The organism is Congregibacter sp., from assembly GCF_047617445.1.
Taxonomy (GTDB): Bacteria; Pseudomonadota; Gammaproteobacteria; order Pseudomonadales; family Halieaceae; genus Congregibacter.
In genome coordinates, this window is sequence record NZ_JBLGBE010000072.1 from 1 (window position 1) to 16,421 (window position 16,421).

General features: G+C 54.7%; 15 protein-coding genes. 8 read left to right on the top strand and 7 right to left on the bottom strand.

The window, feature by feature from the left end:
* The 4 genes from ACI9KD_RS13845 to ACI9KD_RS13860 form a co-directional block, all read right to left on the bottom strand.
* Window positions 1–640: acyl-CoA dehydrogenase family protein (locus ACI9KD_RS13845; protein WP_414981768.1), on the bottom strand; the 640-nt coding region annotated here is incomplete at its 3' end.
* A gap of 181 nt (window positions 641–821) precedes the next feature.
* Window positions 822–1,577, bottom strand: a complete 756-nt coding sequence (locus ACI9KD_RS13850) for an SDR family NAD(P)-dependent oxidoreductase (protein WP_414981769.1) — start codon at window positions 1,575–1,577, stop codon at window positions 822–824.
* Window positions 1,568–2,599 carry a ketopantoate reductase family protein gene (locus ACI9KD_RS13855; RefSeq protein ID WP_414981770.1) on the bottom strand — a complete coding sequence of 344 codons (1,032 nt, stop codon included), beginning with the start codon at window positions 2,597–2,599 and terminating at the stop codon, window positions 1,568–1,570. Before ACI9KD_RS13855 ends, ACI9KD_RS13850 begins: the two co-directional genes overlap by 10 nt.
* On the bottom strand, window positions 2,596–3,297 hold the full coding sequence (locus ACI9KD_RS13860) for a creatininase family protein (protein ID WP_414981771.1): 702 nt from the start codon (window positions 3,295–3,297) through the stop codon (window positions 2,596–2,598). Before ACI9KD_RS13860 ends, ACI9KD_RS13855 begins: the two co-directional genes overlap by 4 nt.
* 147 nt (window positions 3,298–3,444) lie before the next feature.
* Between ACI9KD_RS13860 and ACI9KD_RS13865 the strand changes: the two genes are divergently transcribed.
* Together ACI9KD_RS13865 and ACI9KD_RS13870 are read left to right on the top strand one after the other, a co-directional pair.
* Window positions 3,445–3,930, top strand: coding sequence for a cupin domain-containing protein (locus ACI9KD_RS13865; RefSeq protein WP_414981772.1), 486 nt, complete (start codon window positions 3,445–3,447; stop codon window positions 3,928–3,930).
* Window positions 3,927–4,526: an NYN domain-containing protein gene (locus ACI9KD_RS13870; RefSeq protein ID WP_414981773.1), complete on the top strand. Its 600-nt coding sequence runs from the start codon at window positions 3,927–3,929 to the stop codon at window positions 4,524–4,526. Before ACI9KD_RS13865 ends, ACI9KD_RS13870 begins: the two co-directional genes overlap by 4 nt.
* Window positions 4,527–4,540: 14 nt before the next feature.
* Here the strand turns inward: ACI9KD_RS13870 and ACI9KD_RS13875 are convergent, their stop codons facing one another.
* On the bottom strand, window positions 4,541–6,160 hold the full coding sequence (locus tag ACI9KD_RS13875) for an amidohydrolase (RefSeq protein WP_414981774.1): 1,620 nt from the start codon (window positions 6,158–6,160) through the stop codon (window positions 4,541–4,543).
* A gap of 50 nt (window positions 6,161–6,210) precedes the next feature.
* Window positions 6,211–6,852, bottom strand: coding sequence for a 2-hydroxychromene-2-carboxylate isomerase (locus ACI9KD_RS13880; RefSeq protein ID WP_414981775.1), 642 nt, complete (start codon window positions 6,850–6,852; stop codon window positions 6,211–6,213).
* Between the two features lie 117 nt (window positions 6,853–6,969).
* On the opposite strand from ACI9KD_RS13880, the gene ACI9KD_RS13885 reads away from it, so the two are divergent.
* From ACI9KD_RS13885 to ACI9KD_RS13910, 6 genes are all read left to right on the top strand, one after another.
* On the top strand, window positions 6,970–8,292 hold the full coding sequence (locus ACI9KD_RS13885; protein ID WP_414981776.1) for a M20/M25/M40 family metallo-hydrolase: 1,323 nt from the start codon (window positions 6,970–6,972) through the stop codon (window positions 8,290–8,292).
* Entirely contained in the window at window positions 8,282–8,815 is a 534-nt protein-coding gene (locus ACI9KD_RS13890; protein ID WP_414981777.1) for a SprT-like domain-containing protein, read from the top strand. Before ACI9KD_RS13885 ends, ACI9KD_RS13890 begins: the two co-directional genes overlap by 11 nt.
* A gap of 79 nt (window positions 8,816–8,894) precedes the next feature.
* Window positions 8,895–10,472, top strand: coding sequence for a M16 family metallopeptidase (locus tag ACI9KD_RS13895; protein WP_414981778.1), 1,578 nt, complete (start codon window positions 8,895–8,897; stop codon window positions 10,470–10,472).
* Window positions 10,469–11,908, top strand: coding sequence for a M16 family metallopeptidase (locus tag ACI9KD_RS13900; RefSeq protein ID WP_414981779.1), 1,440 nt, complete (start codon window positions 10,469–10,471; stop codon window positions 11,906–11,908). Before ACI9KD_RS13895 ends, ACI9KD_RS13900 begins: the two co-directional genes overlap by 4 nt.
* A 37-nt stretch (window positions 11,909–11,945) precedes the next feature.
* The gene (locus ACI9KD_RS13905) at window positions 11,946–13,277 is read left to right on the top strand and encodes an ADP-ribosylglycohydrolase family protein (protein WP_414981780.1); all 1,332 of its coding nucleotides are present in this window, start codon (window positions 11,946–11,948) and stop codon (window positions 13,275–13,277) included.
* A 144-nt stretch (window positions 13,278–13,421) separates the two neighbouring features.
* Entirely contained in the window at window positions 13,422–14,726 is a 1,305-nt protein-coding gene (locus tag ACI9KD_RS13910) for a diguanylate cyclase (protein ID WP_414981781.1), read from the top strand.
* A gap of 63 nt (window positions 14,727–14,789) precedes the next feature.
* On the opposite strand, the gene ACI9KD_RS13915 is transcribed toward ACI9KD_RS13910, so the two are convergent.
* A partial coding sequence (locus ACI9KD_RS13915; RefSeq protein ID WP_414981782.1) for an alkaline phosphatase family protein occupies window positions 14,790–16,421 on the bottom strand: 1,632 nt, incomplete at its 5' end.

Here is a 16,421-nt window from a genome sequence, read left to right on the forward strand (position 1 = left end):
ACAATTCCGACGTGTCCTGGGCCTTCAATCCGACTTTGTCGAGGTTTCGACCTCTTGCAAATCCTTCTGCGTCCCCTTCCACCAAAATCAGACTGGTCCCCGCCGCGCCAGCACTGGGGTCCGTTTTGCAGACCACAACAATCAGATCAGCGTGCTGTCCATTGGTGATAAAGGTCTTTGAACCGTTGATTACGTAATCGTCCCCGTCTGCAATGGCGGTTGTGCGAATACCTTGCAAGTCAGACCCCGTTCCCGGTTCGGTCATGGCGATTGCCGTAACAATGTCGCCGCGCACACAGGCCGCTATATAACGCTCTTTCTGTGCAGCGCTTCCATAGTTCATCAAATAGGGGACCACAATATCGCTGTGAACCCCCCATCCGAGTCCGGTACATCCCGAGCGGGAAACTTCTTCGTCAATCACCGCGTTATAGCGAAAATCGGCCTCAGCACCACCGTAAATTTCGGGCGCCTGTGGTACCAGATAGCCCTGGGCACCCGCCTTTCTCCAAAGCTCGCGGTCCACCTGCCCGTCTTTCTCCCACTGCGCGTGAAACGGCACAACTTCTTCGTCAAGAAAGCGCCGTACGCTGCTGCGAAACATTTCATGCTCTTCTTCAAATACGGTTCTGGGAATCATTGGGTCTAACTCCGATGTCTTTGTTCTACGATGGGTAAGCAAAAGTCACTCGCCACCCGAAAGGCTGGCCATGAGCCGCAAGATGATAGTGGTCAAGGTAGTGCGAATGCACTGATCTCAGCCGACAGGCACACAGACCGTAAGTGACAGCCAGAGCGCGGCTGTCATTCACCAACATCACTCACGCATGGCCACCGTCAACCGACAGAATTTGCCCGGTAATCCAGCGGGCGCGCTCAGAGCACAGAAACACCACAGCGTCAGCGATGTCCTGGGCACTTCCAAGGCGACGCAGATGAATCGAGTTGACGATTTGCCCCTGACGCAGGGCGCCAAAGGCATCCCACTGCTTTTGTGTGGCGGGATTCGATAAGACAAAGCCCGGGGCAACCGAATTGACAGTAATACCCGCGGGGCCGAGTTCCAGAGCGAGCTGACGCGTCAAACCTACAAGGGCATGCTTGGCGGCCGTGTAAGCCTGTATGCCGGTCAAACTGGGTCGTAAACCGGCGCCCGACGATATGGTTACGATACGCCCGGCTCCGGTCGCTTTCATCACTGGAGCAAAAGCCTGGGCACACCACATGGCGGCATCCACATTCGCGGCGAATATCTTGCGCCAATCACACTCTCCGACCTCCTCCAATGCTCTACCCACTTGACCGCGCACGCCGCCTGCGGCTGTCACCAGGCCGTACACCTCACCCTGGGAGTCAAGGACCTCCTGGCAAAGCCGATGCGCGTCATCCGCAGTGGATAGATCGCCCGAAAAACACGTCACTCCGGTGAGCGATGCCAAAGCGGCCAAGCCTTCGGCATCAATATCAATGGCCGCCACTTTCGCGCCTTCCTCAATCAGGCTTTTGACGATCGACGCGCCAATACCCTGGGCAGCCCCCGTTACCGCAAAAACCTTGTTATCGAGGCTCAAACGCATACGGACAGCATCTCATCCAACAGTTCCATAGACTGCGCCCGCCGACCACACTCGATGTCATGAATGAGTGTACAGAGCGCTGCGATCCCCGGCGTAGGAACTCCATGATTGCGTGCGATTTCCAACACGATGCCCATTTGTGCGTCCACCTCTGTCTTACGTTTGCGAACAGCGAGATCGCGATAAATACCAGAATGGGTTTTGGCCGTGTTGCGATTGTGTGTCACCATCGCCGCGATTGACCGACCAATCCCCGCCTGATCCCCGTGAATAAAAGCCTCGGTATCAAAGCCGTTAAACCCCAGAGGCCTTACGCCCTCGGCGACAGCAATACGCATCACCTCTTCACCTAAGGTCGCATACACAGCGTGATGTCCGGGTGACGACATCGCATCTGCCATGGATTCCGGCGTCAAGGCCGTCGCAAACAACAGCGAGCCATAACCCAACTTGCCCCACAGATAGCCCCAGATATTGTCTGTCTGCACAGCATTGGATTCCACCAGACTGAACAGAGCATGCATATCTTTGAGGCGCGGCGTCACAGCTCCGTCCAACTCTCCCAAAGCAACAGCCGCTCGATTGCCATAGAGAATACGTCCAGGCTCAAGCCAGTCAGCACCAAAGTTTACAAAGCAGCCAAGGGTTCGTTGGCTACCGATGCGCTGAGCAATCAATTTTTCATTCAGGCCATTCTGCGCAGACACAACAAAGCCATCATCCGATAAGTGGGGCATAAGCTGATCCAAAGCAGCCTCCGTATGGTGCGCTTTCACCGCAAGAATCACGCGACGAAAACGGCCTTGCAATGTCTCGGGAGTATCAGCGACCAGTCGCTGCTGAAACTCATCAACGGGGCCTTCTATCGACAATCCCTCATTGCGCATGGCTTCCACATGACGCTCAACGACATCGACCATGTGCACTGCCTGCCCCGCCCGGGCCAGATAGGCACCCATCACACCGCCAATAGCGCCCGCGCCCCAGATGAGGATCGGATCAGCATTCTCAGCCTGTGTCACAGCCAGTCACCCTCTAGTAGTTCCCGAGTCTCCGTAACAGCTACAGTCCAAATTTTGTGCATTGTTTCATCCGGCTTTTGATACTCACCGCCGTAGTTACCATCGCCAATCAACGCCCTTACTTCCTGAGCGTTACTTTCCCGCAGACGTTCAAAGTCTACGTAGGGTTTTTGCTCACGGGGCATCTCGCGACCAGCTAATCGTGTCCAGGGAAAGTTCTCCATCCAGGAGGCGTGGGAGGCGATGGGATCTACGGCCTTAACCGCAGCCCAGGTTTTCGGGGCTCGCCACCAGTCATGAAAACGACAGGCTGTACCTGGGTTCTCTCGTACCCACTGGGCACACACTGACTGTACCGGACTATTTCCTCCGTGCCCGTTCACGATCAGCACTCTACGAAAGCCATGTGTATGCAAGCTATCCAGAACCTCTCGCAGTACCGCCCCATAGGTCGACATACTCAAAGAGATTGTGCCCGGAAAGCCCATAAAGTACGGCGTTACGCCAAAGGGGATCGCTGGAAACACGGGCACATTCAGAGGCGCAGCCGCATCGACGCCCATCTTCTCAGACAAGATTGAATCTACGGATAAGCTGAGATACGCATGCTGCTCCGTGCTACCCAGCGGCAGCACACAGCGGTCATCGTGCTTCACACGTTCTTCGATCTCAAACCAGTTACTGTCACTAATCTTCAAGTAGAACTCCTGGAGGCTAAGCGGATACAGAATTACCCATCATGGATACTGTGTGGTTCCCGTCGCGTTTGTCGCTATTGATGACGGTGAACTTAATCGCGACTATGGCGATAGCAACGATCCTTACCTCAATCACGGAAAAAGTCCATGACTACGGCAATTCTAAATACGAGTTTCGCAATACTGATAAGCCTGATCGCGATTACAGCACACGGCGCTGACATTGGGGCTGAGTTTCAGGTCGTCGATAGCAGCGAACTTAAGTGGATGCCAGTACCCAGCGGAATGGGTGCGCAGTTTGCCGTGGTTCGGGGCGACCCATCAACAACCGGCGTCTATGTCATTCGAGTGCGGTTTCCTGCAGGTGTCATGGACACCCCGCATTTCCACTCCACGGATCGCCACGTGACCGTTATCGAAGGGATTTGGTACGCGGGTGTGGGCACGCGCTTTGACCCTGATAAAGCGCAGGAAATCACGGCCGGCGGATATATGTTTCATCCCGCCGGCGCCGCCCATTGGGACGGAGCGAGAGGCGATGAGGACGCCGTTGTGCAGATCATTGGCAACGGACCCGTATTATCAGAACAGGCAAATCACGACGAGCCCATGTGGGTGCGCGTTCACGAGTGAGCAGCAACCTTTTGAAGGCGCTCCTTAGCCGTATAGCATCGGTGTTTAAGCAAAGCGAATCGAAGCCTAAACCGGCACCCAAGGCTCTCCCGTTTGCCGGTCGGCACTTTGTTCTCGATGGCACCAACATCGCACTACTCCATGGACCCGCCAGGCCCGAGCTACGCTACGTAGTGGCTATCGCCGACTACCTTGGCAACAATGGTGCCAAAATAAGCTGCTTCTTTGATGCAAACACGCCGTATCTGTTCAGTAACTCACGAAGTGAGCAACGGGTCTGTTTTGACAGATTAACCACTGAGTCAAACTGGGCACAGCACTTTGTCATCGTCCCCAGCGGCACCCAAGCTGACCAGTGGATTTTGGCCTTGGCCAAGCGCAAAAGCGCGGATGTCATATCCAACGACCGCTTCAAAGATCGCGCGAAAGCCCATCGGTGGATTTGGAAACGGCGACACGGCATGAGCATTGTTGAAGGAAGACTCACCCTCTCCACGCTTGACGCATCCATCGCGCTGCTCGCACAGCCCGAAGACTACCTGCCTTTTTTGCGCACGCTGCCCACTAGCGCCGAGAACGCTGAGCAGGCAGTCTAACGCTGCGTCACTAGCTAACGCTTAGGCTTGAGCTGCGGATAATCCACACCCAATTGCTCCAAGTACGTGCTGTACTTGGCTGGATCGTAGTAAAACGGCTTCAGTTGATCCTTAAACTGCATCATGATCGCCTTGTTTTTCTCAATGGCAGGCACATCGTCCGCACTGATGAAGGGCACATACTCAATGTCCTTTAACTGCTCTTCTTGGAAGTAAGTCCAGGCGTCTGCGAGTAACTCTGGCTCCGTTAGCAAGTCCATCATCGTTGCAGCTAGTACCTTCGCACCTACCGCTGCGCCCTTATGTGCAATAGGCGTAGCCATGGCCATCGCCGATGACCAGTTATGGCCGATTGTGCCCGGGATGTTGGACGGAAAGCGCAGAGTGACCGTGGGCACATTCCAGGACACATCACCGATATCGTCAGAACCGCCGCTAATGGGTTTTTCGGGCGGCGCCTGCAACTCACTCAGTTTCGTTGCCAAACCCTCCTCCTTCAGGTCCTCAGCTTGCATAAGCTCCTGTACCGCGCGAGCGAACGTTTGGTCGTCCTCTGACCATTGGGGCAGGCCCACAGCTTGAATATTGTGATGCATCCGCTCGGCAATCACTTTGTTAAAATGTCGGGGCCAAGCAGAACCGATAATCCGACGATCAACCGTTGTACCCGTCATCATCGCGGCACCTTCGGCGACCTGCTGAAGCGACTCGAAGTTCTCCAGAATATGCCTAGCGGTAATCTCACGGATGAAGTACCAAACGCTGGCTTTTGAAGGCACCACGTTAGGCTGGTCGCCGCCATCAACGACGACATAGTGCGAACGCTGCAAAGGCCGTAGATGCTCGCGCTTAAAGTTCCAGCCAACATTCATCAACTCCACAGCGTCCAGCGCACTTTTTCCACGCCAAGGGTCCCCAGCGGCATGCGCCGCAACCCCATTAAATTGATACTGCACCGACACCAGACCGGTACCGCGGTCACCGCCCCATGAAGTCTGAAGGTTGCGACCCACATGGGTGAAAAGTACGGCGTCCACATCTTCAAAGCGACCATCGCGCGCGTAATAGGACTTTGCGCCCACGAGCTCTTCGGCAATACCGGGCCAAATCACCAGGGTCCCAGGCAAACCTTCACGCTCCATAATTTCTTTGACGGCCAATGCCGCTGCGACAGTCACCGCGTGGCCAGAGTTATGGCCCTCACCGTGTCCCGGTGCGCCGTCGACCATCGGCTGGCGATAGGCCACACCCGGCATCTGGGACGCCTTAGGTATTCCATCCACATCCGAGCCCAAGGCAATAACCGGCTTGCCGCTGCCCCAACTTGCCCACCAGCCCGAAGGCATACCCGACACATCTTGCTCTACGCTAAAGCCTTCTTTCTCCAGCAGCGCAGTCATGTAAGCCTGGGTTTCGAACTCCTGAAAACCCAGCTCTGAAAACGAGAACAAACTGTCTACGATTTCCTGAATCTGTTTTTCGCGACGATCGACACCTGCAGCGGCCTCGGCCTGAAGCCCCATCAACGCTGGCTTAGGCACACTGACTTCTTCAGTAGCACCGTGAGTCCACGGCGCTATACCCAACGCCAGCGCTGCAGCAACAGTCACTGTTGCTTTATGAAATTTATTCACCCAACTCTCCTCATTTTTCGTTTCAAAATATCCACACCGTTGTTGAACATTCAGCGTTTAAGTCCGTCCTTCTCAAGGCGCCAGCATAAAGAATCTATGCGGTCCTGGCCAAAAAACGGCTCACTCTTATAGACAAACAGCGGAACGCCGCGATGACCCGCCGCCAACTGATCCTCCTGGTTCTTCGCCACAGTTTCCTTGTGCTGGTCACCGCTGCTAATCGCGGCATCCATTACATTCAGATCAAGACCCGCACGCCTCGCAGCCGCTATCAGGTGATCCCCTTCGTTCCAAGACGGCGTTCCACTCCAAATCAATCGCGATACTTCCCGGGCAAAGGGTAAACCCGCTCCCTGCATCTCGGCCTCGGCGCCGAGGTAAGTCAGACGATAGATATAGGGTTGTTCGTCAGAAATAGTGAATGTTGCCATGTCCTGCACGATGGGGTCGGGGCTTGGGAAGCCTACTGGCAGCCCCAGCATCTCGGCCCTTCGCGGATAATCCGTTAAAATGTATCTCACCCGATCATGGTTGCCTGCGCTAAAAAACTCGGGCTCTCGGATCGCCAGGGGCAGCACTGGTCTGAACCGGACCTGCACGTCAAAGCCCGCCAGAGCATCCTCAGCGAGCTGCGCCGCGAGGTAGCTATAAGGGCTGCGAAAAGAAAAGTAGAGGTCGATCTTTTCACTCACGAACTAATCTCCAAACTATTATTTGCCGCCGTATCATTAAAGCTGACATACGGCTCAGGCCTTGTCATCATAAGATCAGGACCACCCTAAGGCATATCAATACTATCGGGAAACACTATGAATAGATTCTCCGGATTTAATTTTTTCTTGGGCCCAGTAAAGCTCGTCTGCTGCTTGCTACCTTTGATTACGGGCTCGGTACATGCGGCCGAACCAGACCACACAGTCATGGCTCAATACAGCGCAGAGATGGCAAAGATCACCGCTGAACCTCGTGTGCAAGCTGCGTTGCAATACGTCCTCAGTATCCAAGAGCAGTCTCGGAATGAGCTTATCGAGCTCACCGAAATTCCCGCCCCGCCTTTCAAAGAAGAGGTTCGCGCTGCGCATTTTGCAAAGATGCTGACCGAGGCCGGGATCAAGGACGTAGAGATTGATGGGGCTGGAAACGTCATTGGCCGCCGCCCCGGCAAAAGCGGAAGCAAGGTTGTCGCTTACGCCGCACACCTGGACACAGTGTTTCCGGAAGGCACTGACGTTACGGTTAAGTTTGACGGCGAGAAGATGCGCGCGCCCGGCATTGGCGATAACACCCGCGGATTAGTCACCCTTCTGGAAGTTATCGCTGCACTTAATAGTGCTGATATCGAGACCGATGCTGACCTGCTGTTCATTGGCAATGTCGGCGAAGAAGGCTTGGGCGATCTTCGCGGAGTCAAGTACCTTTTTAGGGAAGGCGCAGAGAAAATCGACACGTTTATTGCTGTCGATGGTGGCAACGCAGAACGTCTTGTCTATGGTGGTGTCGGATCCCACCGCTACCGCGTGACGTTTAAGGGGCCCGGCGGTCATTCCTGGGGCGCATTTGGTCTTGCCAACCCTCAACATGCCTTGGGTCGTGCTATTACACTGTTTGACGAAAACGCTCCTTCAGTAGCCAGCGTTGGTGAAAAAACCAGCTACAACGTCGGGCGTATCGGCGGCGGCACGTCCATTAACTCGATCCCTTTCGAGGCATGGATGGAAATTGATATGCGCTCCGGTAGCCAGGCAAAACTCGACGATATCGATGCCGTGCTTCAATCCGCCATTCAAACTGCCTTACGGCAAGAGAACGATGGGCGTCTCGATGGACCTCCGCTCACCGTGGACATTGACCGCGTAGGTACACGGCCGGCTGCCAAGGGTGATGTGGGCTCAGCATTGGTTCAGCGCGCCATGGCGGCAACCACAGCACTTGGCGTTGCACCTTCGCTACAAATCTCGTCCACCGACTCTAATCTACCCATCTCGAAAGGCATTCCCGCGGTGACCATGAGTCGCGGCGGCAAGTCTGGTGACGCGCATTCGCTCCATGAATGGTGGCAGCCAATAGATGCACATCTGGGTCCCCAGATCGGCATCCTGACTATTCTTGCGGAAGCGGGCCTTGCAGACTGAAGCTGAGCTAACGAAACCGGCTATTCGGACAATCTTTGAGCGCGAACGGTGCCGGGCATCGGCGCTGTTCGCGCATTGGGAGCATCCGTTTACGGCTCTGAGTTTTAACCGCGCTCGACGATCCTACGGCCATGCCCACGCGGATGGTCGCATCGTCTTGTCCAACACCTTTGTGGGCACGTCGGCAACGACGGATCTGGAAGACACCATCCGGCATGAACTCGCGCATTTAATCGCAGGAATTCGCTTCAAACACGGCCCACGCTGGCAACAGGTCGCTGCAAGTCTAGGCGCCCGTCCTCGTGCGTCCGGTCGGTCCGAAAGCAGTGAACTCCACGAAAAAATGTCTGACGCGCCGTTTACACTTATCGCCGTAATGCGCGACGGCGAAGAACGAGCCATGCGTAGAGTGTTTCGGCGCGCCCGGCGCTACGTGGACTACCGCTACGGCAAACGAGGACAGCGGTACCATATTGGGGGTGATTTCATCGAGCGCTTCGAGTATCTGGACCATCGAGAGTAACAAAGCTAGCTCAAGACTTGTCGGTGGCTGCCGACGACTCCTATACTGACCCTTCCATTCTCAGTTTTGTGAGCACAGCTTGAAACAGTCTTTCCTAGATATTTTCGGACGCGGCTTTGGCCGCCGAGGCCTGTGGTTTAGCGCTGCTGTCCTGGCACTTTCCACCACCGCGGCACAGGCTGCATCGCCTTACGAGCTCCCCATAAAAGAACACGTTTTTGAAAACGGTTTGCGCTTACTGGTTTTGGAGCGCCCCGATGACCCTCGTGTAGAAGCAAAGATTTTTACGGACATGGGTGCCATCCACGAAACCCCGGGGCTACTGGGATCAGCACACTTTCAAGAGCACATCATGTTCAAAGGGACACCCTCGCTGGGTAGCTCAGACTGGTCTGCAGAACAACCCATCCGCGAGCGCATGAAGGTCGTTGAAGCAGAATTTATCGAAGAGAAGAATCGCGCACGCAATGCGATCCGCCAACGCGGCGCCATGGATGATTACCGCCACGAGCCGTTGACCCCACGCATGCGCGAGCTTCAGGCGCAACTTACCGCCTTAGAAAAAGAAGCCTCGGTGTACCGGGAGAACGGCGCGATTAACAAATGGTATCAGGCCTACGGTGGCACCAATTTAACGGCGACCACCGAACAAGAGTACATGAAGTTCGACATCAACCTTCCCGCGAGCCGCATTGACCTGTTCTTTCGTCTTGAAGCAGATCGTATGAGCAACACGGTGTTTCGGGAGTTTGATCAGGAGCGCATGATCCTCGTGGAGCAGCGCCTGGGGGATCTGAACAAGCCTTCGACGCCCTACTACGAACAAATGAACGCAGTAGCCGGTTTAATACATCCTGTGTTTTGGCCAGAAGGCTATATAAGCGACTTTTATGAGTACACACGAACGTCGCAGAGGGCGCTTTACGAAGAGTACTTCGTCGTCAATAACAGCACCATCGTTCTCATCGGAGGCGTATCCATCGAGGATATGATTCCCCGAGTCGAACACTACTTCGGCTGGATGAAGCCGGCGCCGGAACCTACAAGAACACCGGCCATCGAACCTCGTCCCGGCGCTGAGCGGCGTTTAATCTACCGCAATGATGAAATCAGTCCTCGCGTGGAGTTTCGCTATCTCATCCCTGCCGTGGGTCACCCCGATCGACCTATGTTCGACGTTATGAGTGAAATCGCAAGCAGGCGCTTGAATACCGCAGTGCACAGCGCCGGCATCGCCGCCAGTGTCAACGTCAACACCCGCGTCGTGCATACGGACCGCTTTGGTGTTCCCGGCACAATGAATTTTGAACTCGTCCTGAGTAATGCAGCTGATTTGCAAGCCGCCGAGACATTACTTGAGAACACTTTAGAGACACTTCGCAACGGCTCCAGTAACGACGAGTTAAAGATGGCCAAGGCTTCGCTGCGCGCGCAGTGGTATCGCACTGCACGGGATGCCAGCGCACTGGCCTTTGAAATCGGCCACTTCCAGACCATGGATAGCTGGCGCAGGCTGCCACAATATCTCGCTGCAAGAGACACGGTGGCATCGGACGATATTGCAAGACTCTCAGAGACCTATCTGATTTTGGACAATCGTAGCGTAGGCATTGCCCGCCCCCGACATGCCATTGCCGCACAGGAGCAACAGCAATGATTGCCTTTAGCCGTAACGCGAGTACCTGCCTTAACGCCTCGGTATTCCTGGCGACCCTTCTTGGCGCTGCCTCCGTGATCGCTCAAGACACAACACATCCGCAGGCGATGGACTTACCCCCGGCGCAATTTGAACGTCCGAGCCCAGAGTCATTACAAATCACTCTGGACAACGGACTTGTCGCCTATATCGCGGAGGATCATCGCGCTCCTCTCGTAACACTCAAAGCTTTTATTGGCGTTGGTACGGGCCACGGCGCGCCTGGCGAAGCCGCCGCGCTGGCCGCCGCGCTTCGTCGCGGCCCGCAGGCTATGTCAGACAATGAGTTTCAGGCCACCCTCGATTCCATGCACGCCGAGTTTCGAGTCAGCCAACATCATGAGCTTACGGAAGTTTTTCTCGATGTATCAACCAAGGACCCGCGAAGAGCACTGGCGCTCATGGCGCAGTTACTGAGCCAGCCCGCCTTTGACGGTACCAAGACAGGTCCCCAGCAAGCCAAGTTCAGCGGTACCATCGATTACAACTACTCACTGGTCAATGCCGTCGCCATGTTTAGGGATCAACTATTTTCCGGGCATGTGTTTACCCGTAACGCCACAGCAGAACAGGCCGCAGCCGCAAATCAAGGTGTCCGTGCACTCCATGCGCGCTACGTCGTCGCAAAGAACGTGACACTCGCGATGGGTGGCGACTTCAAACGATCAAGCGCGGTAAAAGAAACATACAGGGCATTCAGGGGGCTTAGTGCTGATTCACCACCAGAGGCGGAATCATTCCCGGCACTGCGACCCGCTGAAAAACGCCAATTGATCCTCTCAGAAGCACCGCGTATTCAAGGGTGGATAGTCATCGGACATGAACTACCGGTAGTGCCGCAGGAAGACGAGGCGGCGTTAGCGGTCATGGACTACATTTTGGGCGCCTTCCATCTGGACTCCCGACTCTACCGAAGCTCTCGCGAGCTTCGTGGACTAACGAATGACAACAGCTCCTTTTTACAACCGGGTATTCGCGGGCCAGGCTCGTATTCGTTTCGAACCTATGGCCGCCCGGAAGCCGTGCGATTACTCGTAGACAACACCTTCGAGGAACTGAACAAAATCCGTGAAACCTCAGTGTCGGCGACCGAGCTCTTCGTGGCCAAGGGTGCTCTGGTGGATGGCATCTACGCTGATCGCTACGCGACCGGCGTTGAGGCGACCCAAGCCTATGCCAGGGAATGGCTAGCAGTTGGCAGTCATGAACGCTCAGCGAGTTTTCCCGCTCGAGTGGGCGCTGTCTCCGCCGAAGCGGTGCGTGAGGCAGCTCAAAAATACATTCATCCTGAGCGCATGATTGTCGCTGTCCTAGGTCCTATGGATAAAATAGAAATCGCCCCGGCCATAGAGTCAGAGCCCCAGCTTAGCACCTGGGGTAGCCCTGCACGGCAGTAGATCGCTCAGCAGCATGCCGCTCAGGGCGCTCGCGCTTTTGTTTGTCCTAGCGGCCGCGTCCGATGCTATACCAGCACCGGACCAGCCTCTGGAGGCACTCACGCTGGAACTCTCCAGATCGGACTACGCACGACGTTTAGAAGGCTTTTGGTTAGGCCAAAGTATCGCCAATTGGACGGGGCTGGTTACCGAAATGGACAAGATCGGTGGCGAGGGTCTTCACGGCGAGTTTTACACGCGAGACGATTGGGGCAAAGCTGATCAACCCAGCATCTGGGCAGAGGGTATTCCCAGCGATCTCTCCCCCACCATCAACTGGGTATTTGCAGACAACGACGGTGCCTGGGGTGCTGATGACGATACCGATATCGAGTACATGTACCAACACCTCCTTCTTGAGTCTCAAACTAGCGTATTAAGCCCCGAGCAAATCCGTGACGGATGGCTGCGATACATTTATTCGGATGCTAATACGCCATTCACCAACGGCCGGGGTGAGGCCGAGAACTATCTCTGGGTATCAAACCAGCAGGCTCACGACCTGATGCGCGAGCAAGGCCTGCTGCCGCCGGCAACCAGCGATCCGGCGCTAAATCCCCATCACGATATGATCGACGCGCAACTCACGACGGAGATATTTGGACTCTTCGCCCCTGGACGTCCAGATATCGCCTTAGATCTAGCCCATCTCCCCATTCGAACGACGGCTCGCGGTGACGCCGCGCTAGCAGCGGAGTTCTACGTCATCATGCATTCCCTCGCGGCCAACGCAGACCCGGGCGCACCCGTCAGCGAACAAATCAAGAAAATACGAAAGCAAGCGAGATTGCATCTCCCCAGCGACAGTTACACCGCAAAAATGTATGACTTTGTAGAGGCGTCACATACTGCGGGCTTGAGTTGGGAAGACACTCGTGACGCCTTTTACCGACGCTATCAGCTACGGCAGGCGGATGGCTACGATGTGTCCGACAGGGAGCTGTTCTGTAATGGTTGCTTCGCATCGGGCATTAATTTTGGCGCCAGCATCATCAGTCTTATCTATGGCGACGGCGACTATCAGGGCACGGTAAAGATAGCTGTGCTTGCAGGCTGGGACTCCGATAATCCCGCCGCGACCTGGGGTGGTTTACTGGGATTCATGCTGGGTCGCGATGGCATTGAGCAAACTTTTGATCGAACGTTTTCTAATAGTTTCAATATCCACCGCACGCGTGGTGGCTTTCCCAACGAAGGTCTAGATGATTTTTCGGCCATGGCCCAGCGCGGACTGACAGTGATTGACCGCGTCGTCACTGACGAAATAGGTGGCGGCGTGGACCTTGAAAATAACCGCTGGCAAATACCCCTCCTGCCTCCAGAAAACTGAGCAGCCCCACCCCGGAAGCGCGGAGCTTGGCTTACCCTGGGTTTAGTAGTATTTTCTAATATAAGGGCTGTATCTTCAGCCACTTACGATTATGCCGCATTGATAGTATTCGGTAATGCGGTAATGCGGTGCGAGGAGTTCACAATGAAGTCCCAAGACCCTCTTGATCATTTTTTTTCCGAGCTTTGCCGTGCAGAAGGCGCTCAGGCCATAACCAACTCTCTTGCATGGCTGGGTGCGTTTGTCATCACGCAAGATGGAATCATCATTTCAGCCAATGCTGCGTTTTGTGAACTCCTGGAACAGGATTCGCAAACAGTGATCGGCACGCCGGCTTTTGATGTGATCATCGTTGATGAAAAGATACCTATGGAGGCTCGTTTAGCGCACGATGACACGACGTCGTATCTACTCAAGCTTGCGCTAAAAAACGATCGCGTAAAACTGGTTCAAGTCACCCCCCACCTGTTATCCCTGAACGGTAAAACCTGCAGACTTGCTGCATTTACAGACATGTCTGAAAACGCCGCACTTAAACACGCTGGTGATCGCTTTCAAGAAGTCTTTAGTGCGGCCGGCATCGGCATTGCGCGAGTCGATCTCGATGGTAGTTGGCTCGAGTGCAACGAAAAACTCTGTGAGATTTTGGGCTACCGCAAAGACGAACTACTGAAAATGAGTTTTCAGGCCATCACCCATCCCGACGACCTGGATACGGAGCTGCTCTATGTCGAGGAAGTACTGGCAGGAACCCGCCCGACCTACTCCATGGAAAAGCGCTATCGACACAAGCAGGGACACTATATCTGGGCACGACTGACCGTCACATTGGTGATGGATGGGGTCAATGAACCACTATATTTCGTCAGTTTAATACAGGAAATTACCGCTGAGAAGCAGGCGGAAGCCGCTACAGAGAAACTGAATCAAGCTCTTGAAAACCTCTCGTTTACGGATGGCTTGACTGGTATCGGGAATCGACGAAAGTTCGATACGGCGCTTAGCAATGAGTGGCGCAGAGCGCGCCGCGAAAAAACGCGTATCGCTCTAATCCTTGCGGATATAGACCACTTTAAGGAATTCAATGATGAGCTGGGACATTTAGCGGGAGACGAGTGCCTCAAAAAAATCGCCAGCACGCTCGAGCAACACGCTAATCGTGTCAGTGACTGCGTGGCTCGCTATGGCGGAGAGGAATTTGTGATTTTGCTTCCCGGGGTATCTCTTAAGGATGCGCTGAACATGGCTGAAGAGTGTCGCAAAGCCGTGGAAAAACTCAATATTTCCGATGGAAGCAATGACCCTGAATCAGTGGCGACCATCAGCTTGGGCGTTGCTGAAGTCGACCCAAGTCACGAAAACGCCTCGGAAGCGCTCATCGATGCCGCCGACCATAAAATGTACGAGGCTAAGCGCGACGGTAGAAACCAGGTGATGCCCCGGCCTTAGGCGAAGAAACCATTGTAGCTAGTCGCTACGCCAACCCGACCTAGCTCAACTTAGCGGTCAAGCTCAGGGCGTGACTTCTTTCAAAGGCTCTCCCACTGCGCCAGATGGCGCCTCGATGCTTAGCCTATTAGCAAGTGTCGGGGCGATATCATAGGGCGTAACAACTCTGCTGACCGTTTTACCTTTAATCCTGTTACCCGCAAATATGATCGGCACATGCCGGTCGTAACGCCATACAGAACCATGACTCGCGGCCACCACCAGACCATCAAAGTCGTTGATAAAGGATCCGGATGTGAACACTACATAAACATCGCCAGACCGTTTCGCTTGATGATTCGCCGCAACAAAGTCCGCAATATCACCGCCGACAGTAGAGCCTCGCACAATGTCGCTGGCCGTATAGGCGTAGGCCACCTCAGGATGTGCCAACATAAGGTCCGCTACTGCCCCCTGCACAGTAGCCAGGTCGAGCTCCAGCTCTTCAACAATGTCTCGGTCCAGATAGACATACGGATGGAAGTAGGTCTGCACAAGATCAACATCTACTGACAACAGCTGCCGCAAATCAGCGTTGAGCTTATCGGTAGATACAACATCATCGTCCACATACTGCGCGGTTTGATTCAGCTCCTGCAGATATCCTGGCGCCTCGGGGCCACCATGATCCGCCGACAGCACAATCAAGGTGTGCTCTAAACCGACGGTATCGTCAACATACTCAAAGAGATCAGCCAGCGTTCTATCAAGACGAATCAGATTGTCCTCCATCTCAAGACTGGAGGCGCCAAACACATGCCCCACATAATCTGTGGATGAAAAGCTCACAGACAGATAATCCGGAACATCGTCTTGTCCCAGGCCCTCTGTCGCGAGCAAAGTCTTGGCGAAGTCCAGCGTAATCTCATCGCCCGCAGGACTCACAGTAAGCAGTGTCGTGAAATACTTGCTATCGCGCGCACCCCAAGGATGCGGAAACGTCCGACCAAAACCTGCCACATCCGTCTCCCAGTCGTTATCGTCTTGCGCAACACGCTGATAACTCTGTGCTGACTGACTCAGCGACCACGACGTGTCGGCAAAACGGTCTAGCTTTCCTGCACGGTTCCAATCCAACACCCACTGTGGATATGCGTCGTAGTAGTAATTTGAAGTAACGAACTCTCCCGCCGCTTTAGAAAACCAAAACGCCTTGCCACTTTGACCCGCAAGAGGAATAGCACCGCGATCCTTCACTGACACCGCAAAAATTTTACTGCTACCGGGATAGCGAATAGCCAGTTGATCCGAAAATGTCGATGACAACAGCGCCCGAGGAGACCGTCCATCACTATTTGCGACACGCTGCGTGGGATCAATTTCGCTGGACTTGTCTACGTCGGCGTTGGCGCTAAGTAACGCGTAGTTCGAGTCCTCTACGTTGTAGACAAGCGTGTCAGAGTCACGGTCAAGCCAGACATTGCCCACCATCCCATGAACCGCAGGGATGGCGCCCGTAGCCAAAGAACTGTGGCCTACGATCGTTTCGGTGTTCGCATGCCGGTAGTTGGCATTGGTGTACCAAATGCCACTCTTCGCTAGATAGCGAAAGCCCCCGGAACCAAACTGCTCCATATGACGCAGCGGCAAATCGCCTCGGAGTTGATCAACGGTTACCTGTAAAACCAACCGAACTTCCGGCGCCGCGGTAGCAGC

Bases quoted from the DNA above. Each gene is read 5' to 3' on its own strand.
- ACI9KD_RS13850 (WP_414981769.1), bottom strand. From the start codon at position 1,577: ATGCGTTTGAGCCTCGATAACAAGGTTTTTGCGGTAACGGGGGCTGCC.
- ACI9KD_RS13865 (WP_414981772.1), top strand. From the start codon at position 3,445: ATGACTACGGCAATTCTAAATACGAGTTTCGCAATACTGATAAGCCTG.
- ACI9KD_RS13885 (WP_414981776.1), top strand. From the start codon at position 6,970: ATGAATAGATTCTCCGGATTTAATTTTTTCTTGGGCCCAGTAAAGCTC.
- ACI9KD_RS13900 (WP_414981779.1), top strand. From the start codon at position 10,469: ATGATTGCCTTTAGCCGTAACGCGAGTACCTGCCTTAACGCCTCGGTA.
- ACI9KD_RS13910 (WP_414981781.1), top strand. From the start codon at position 13,422: ATGAAGTCCCAAGACCCTCTTGATCATTTTTTTTCCGAGCTTTGCCGT.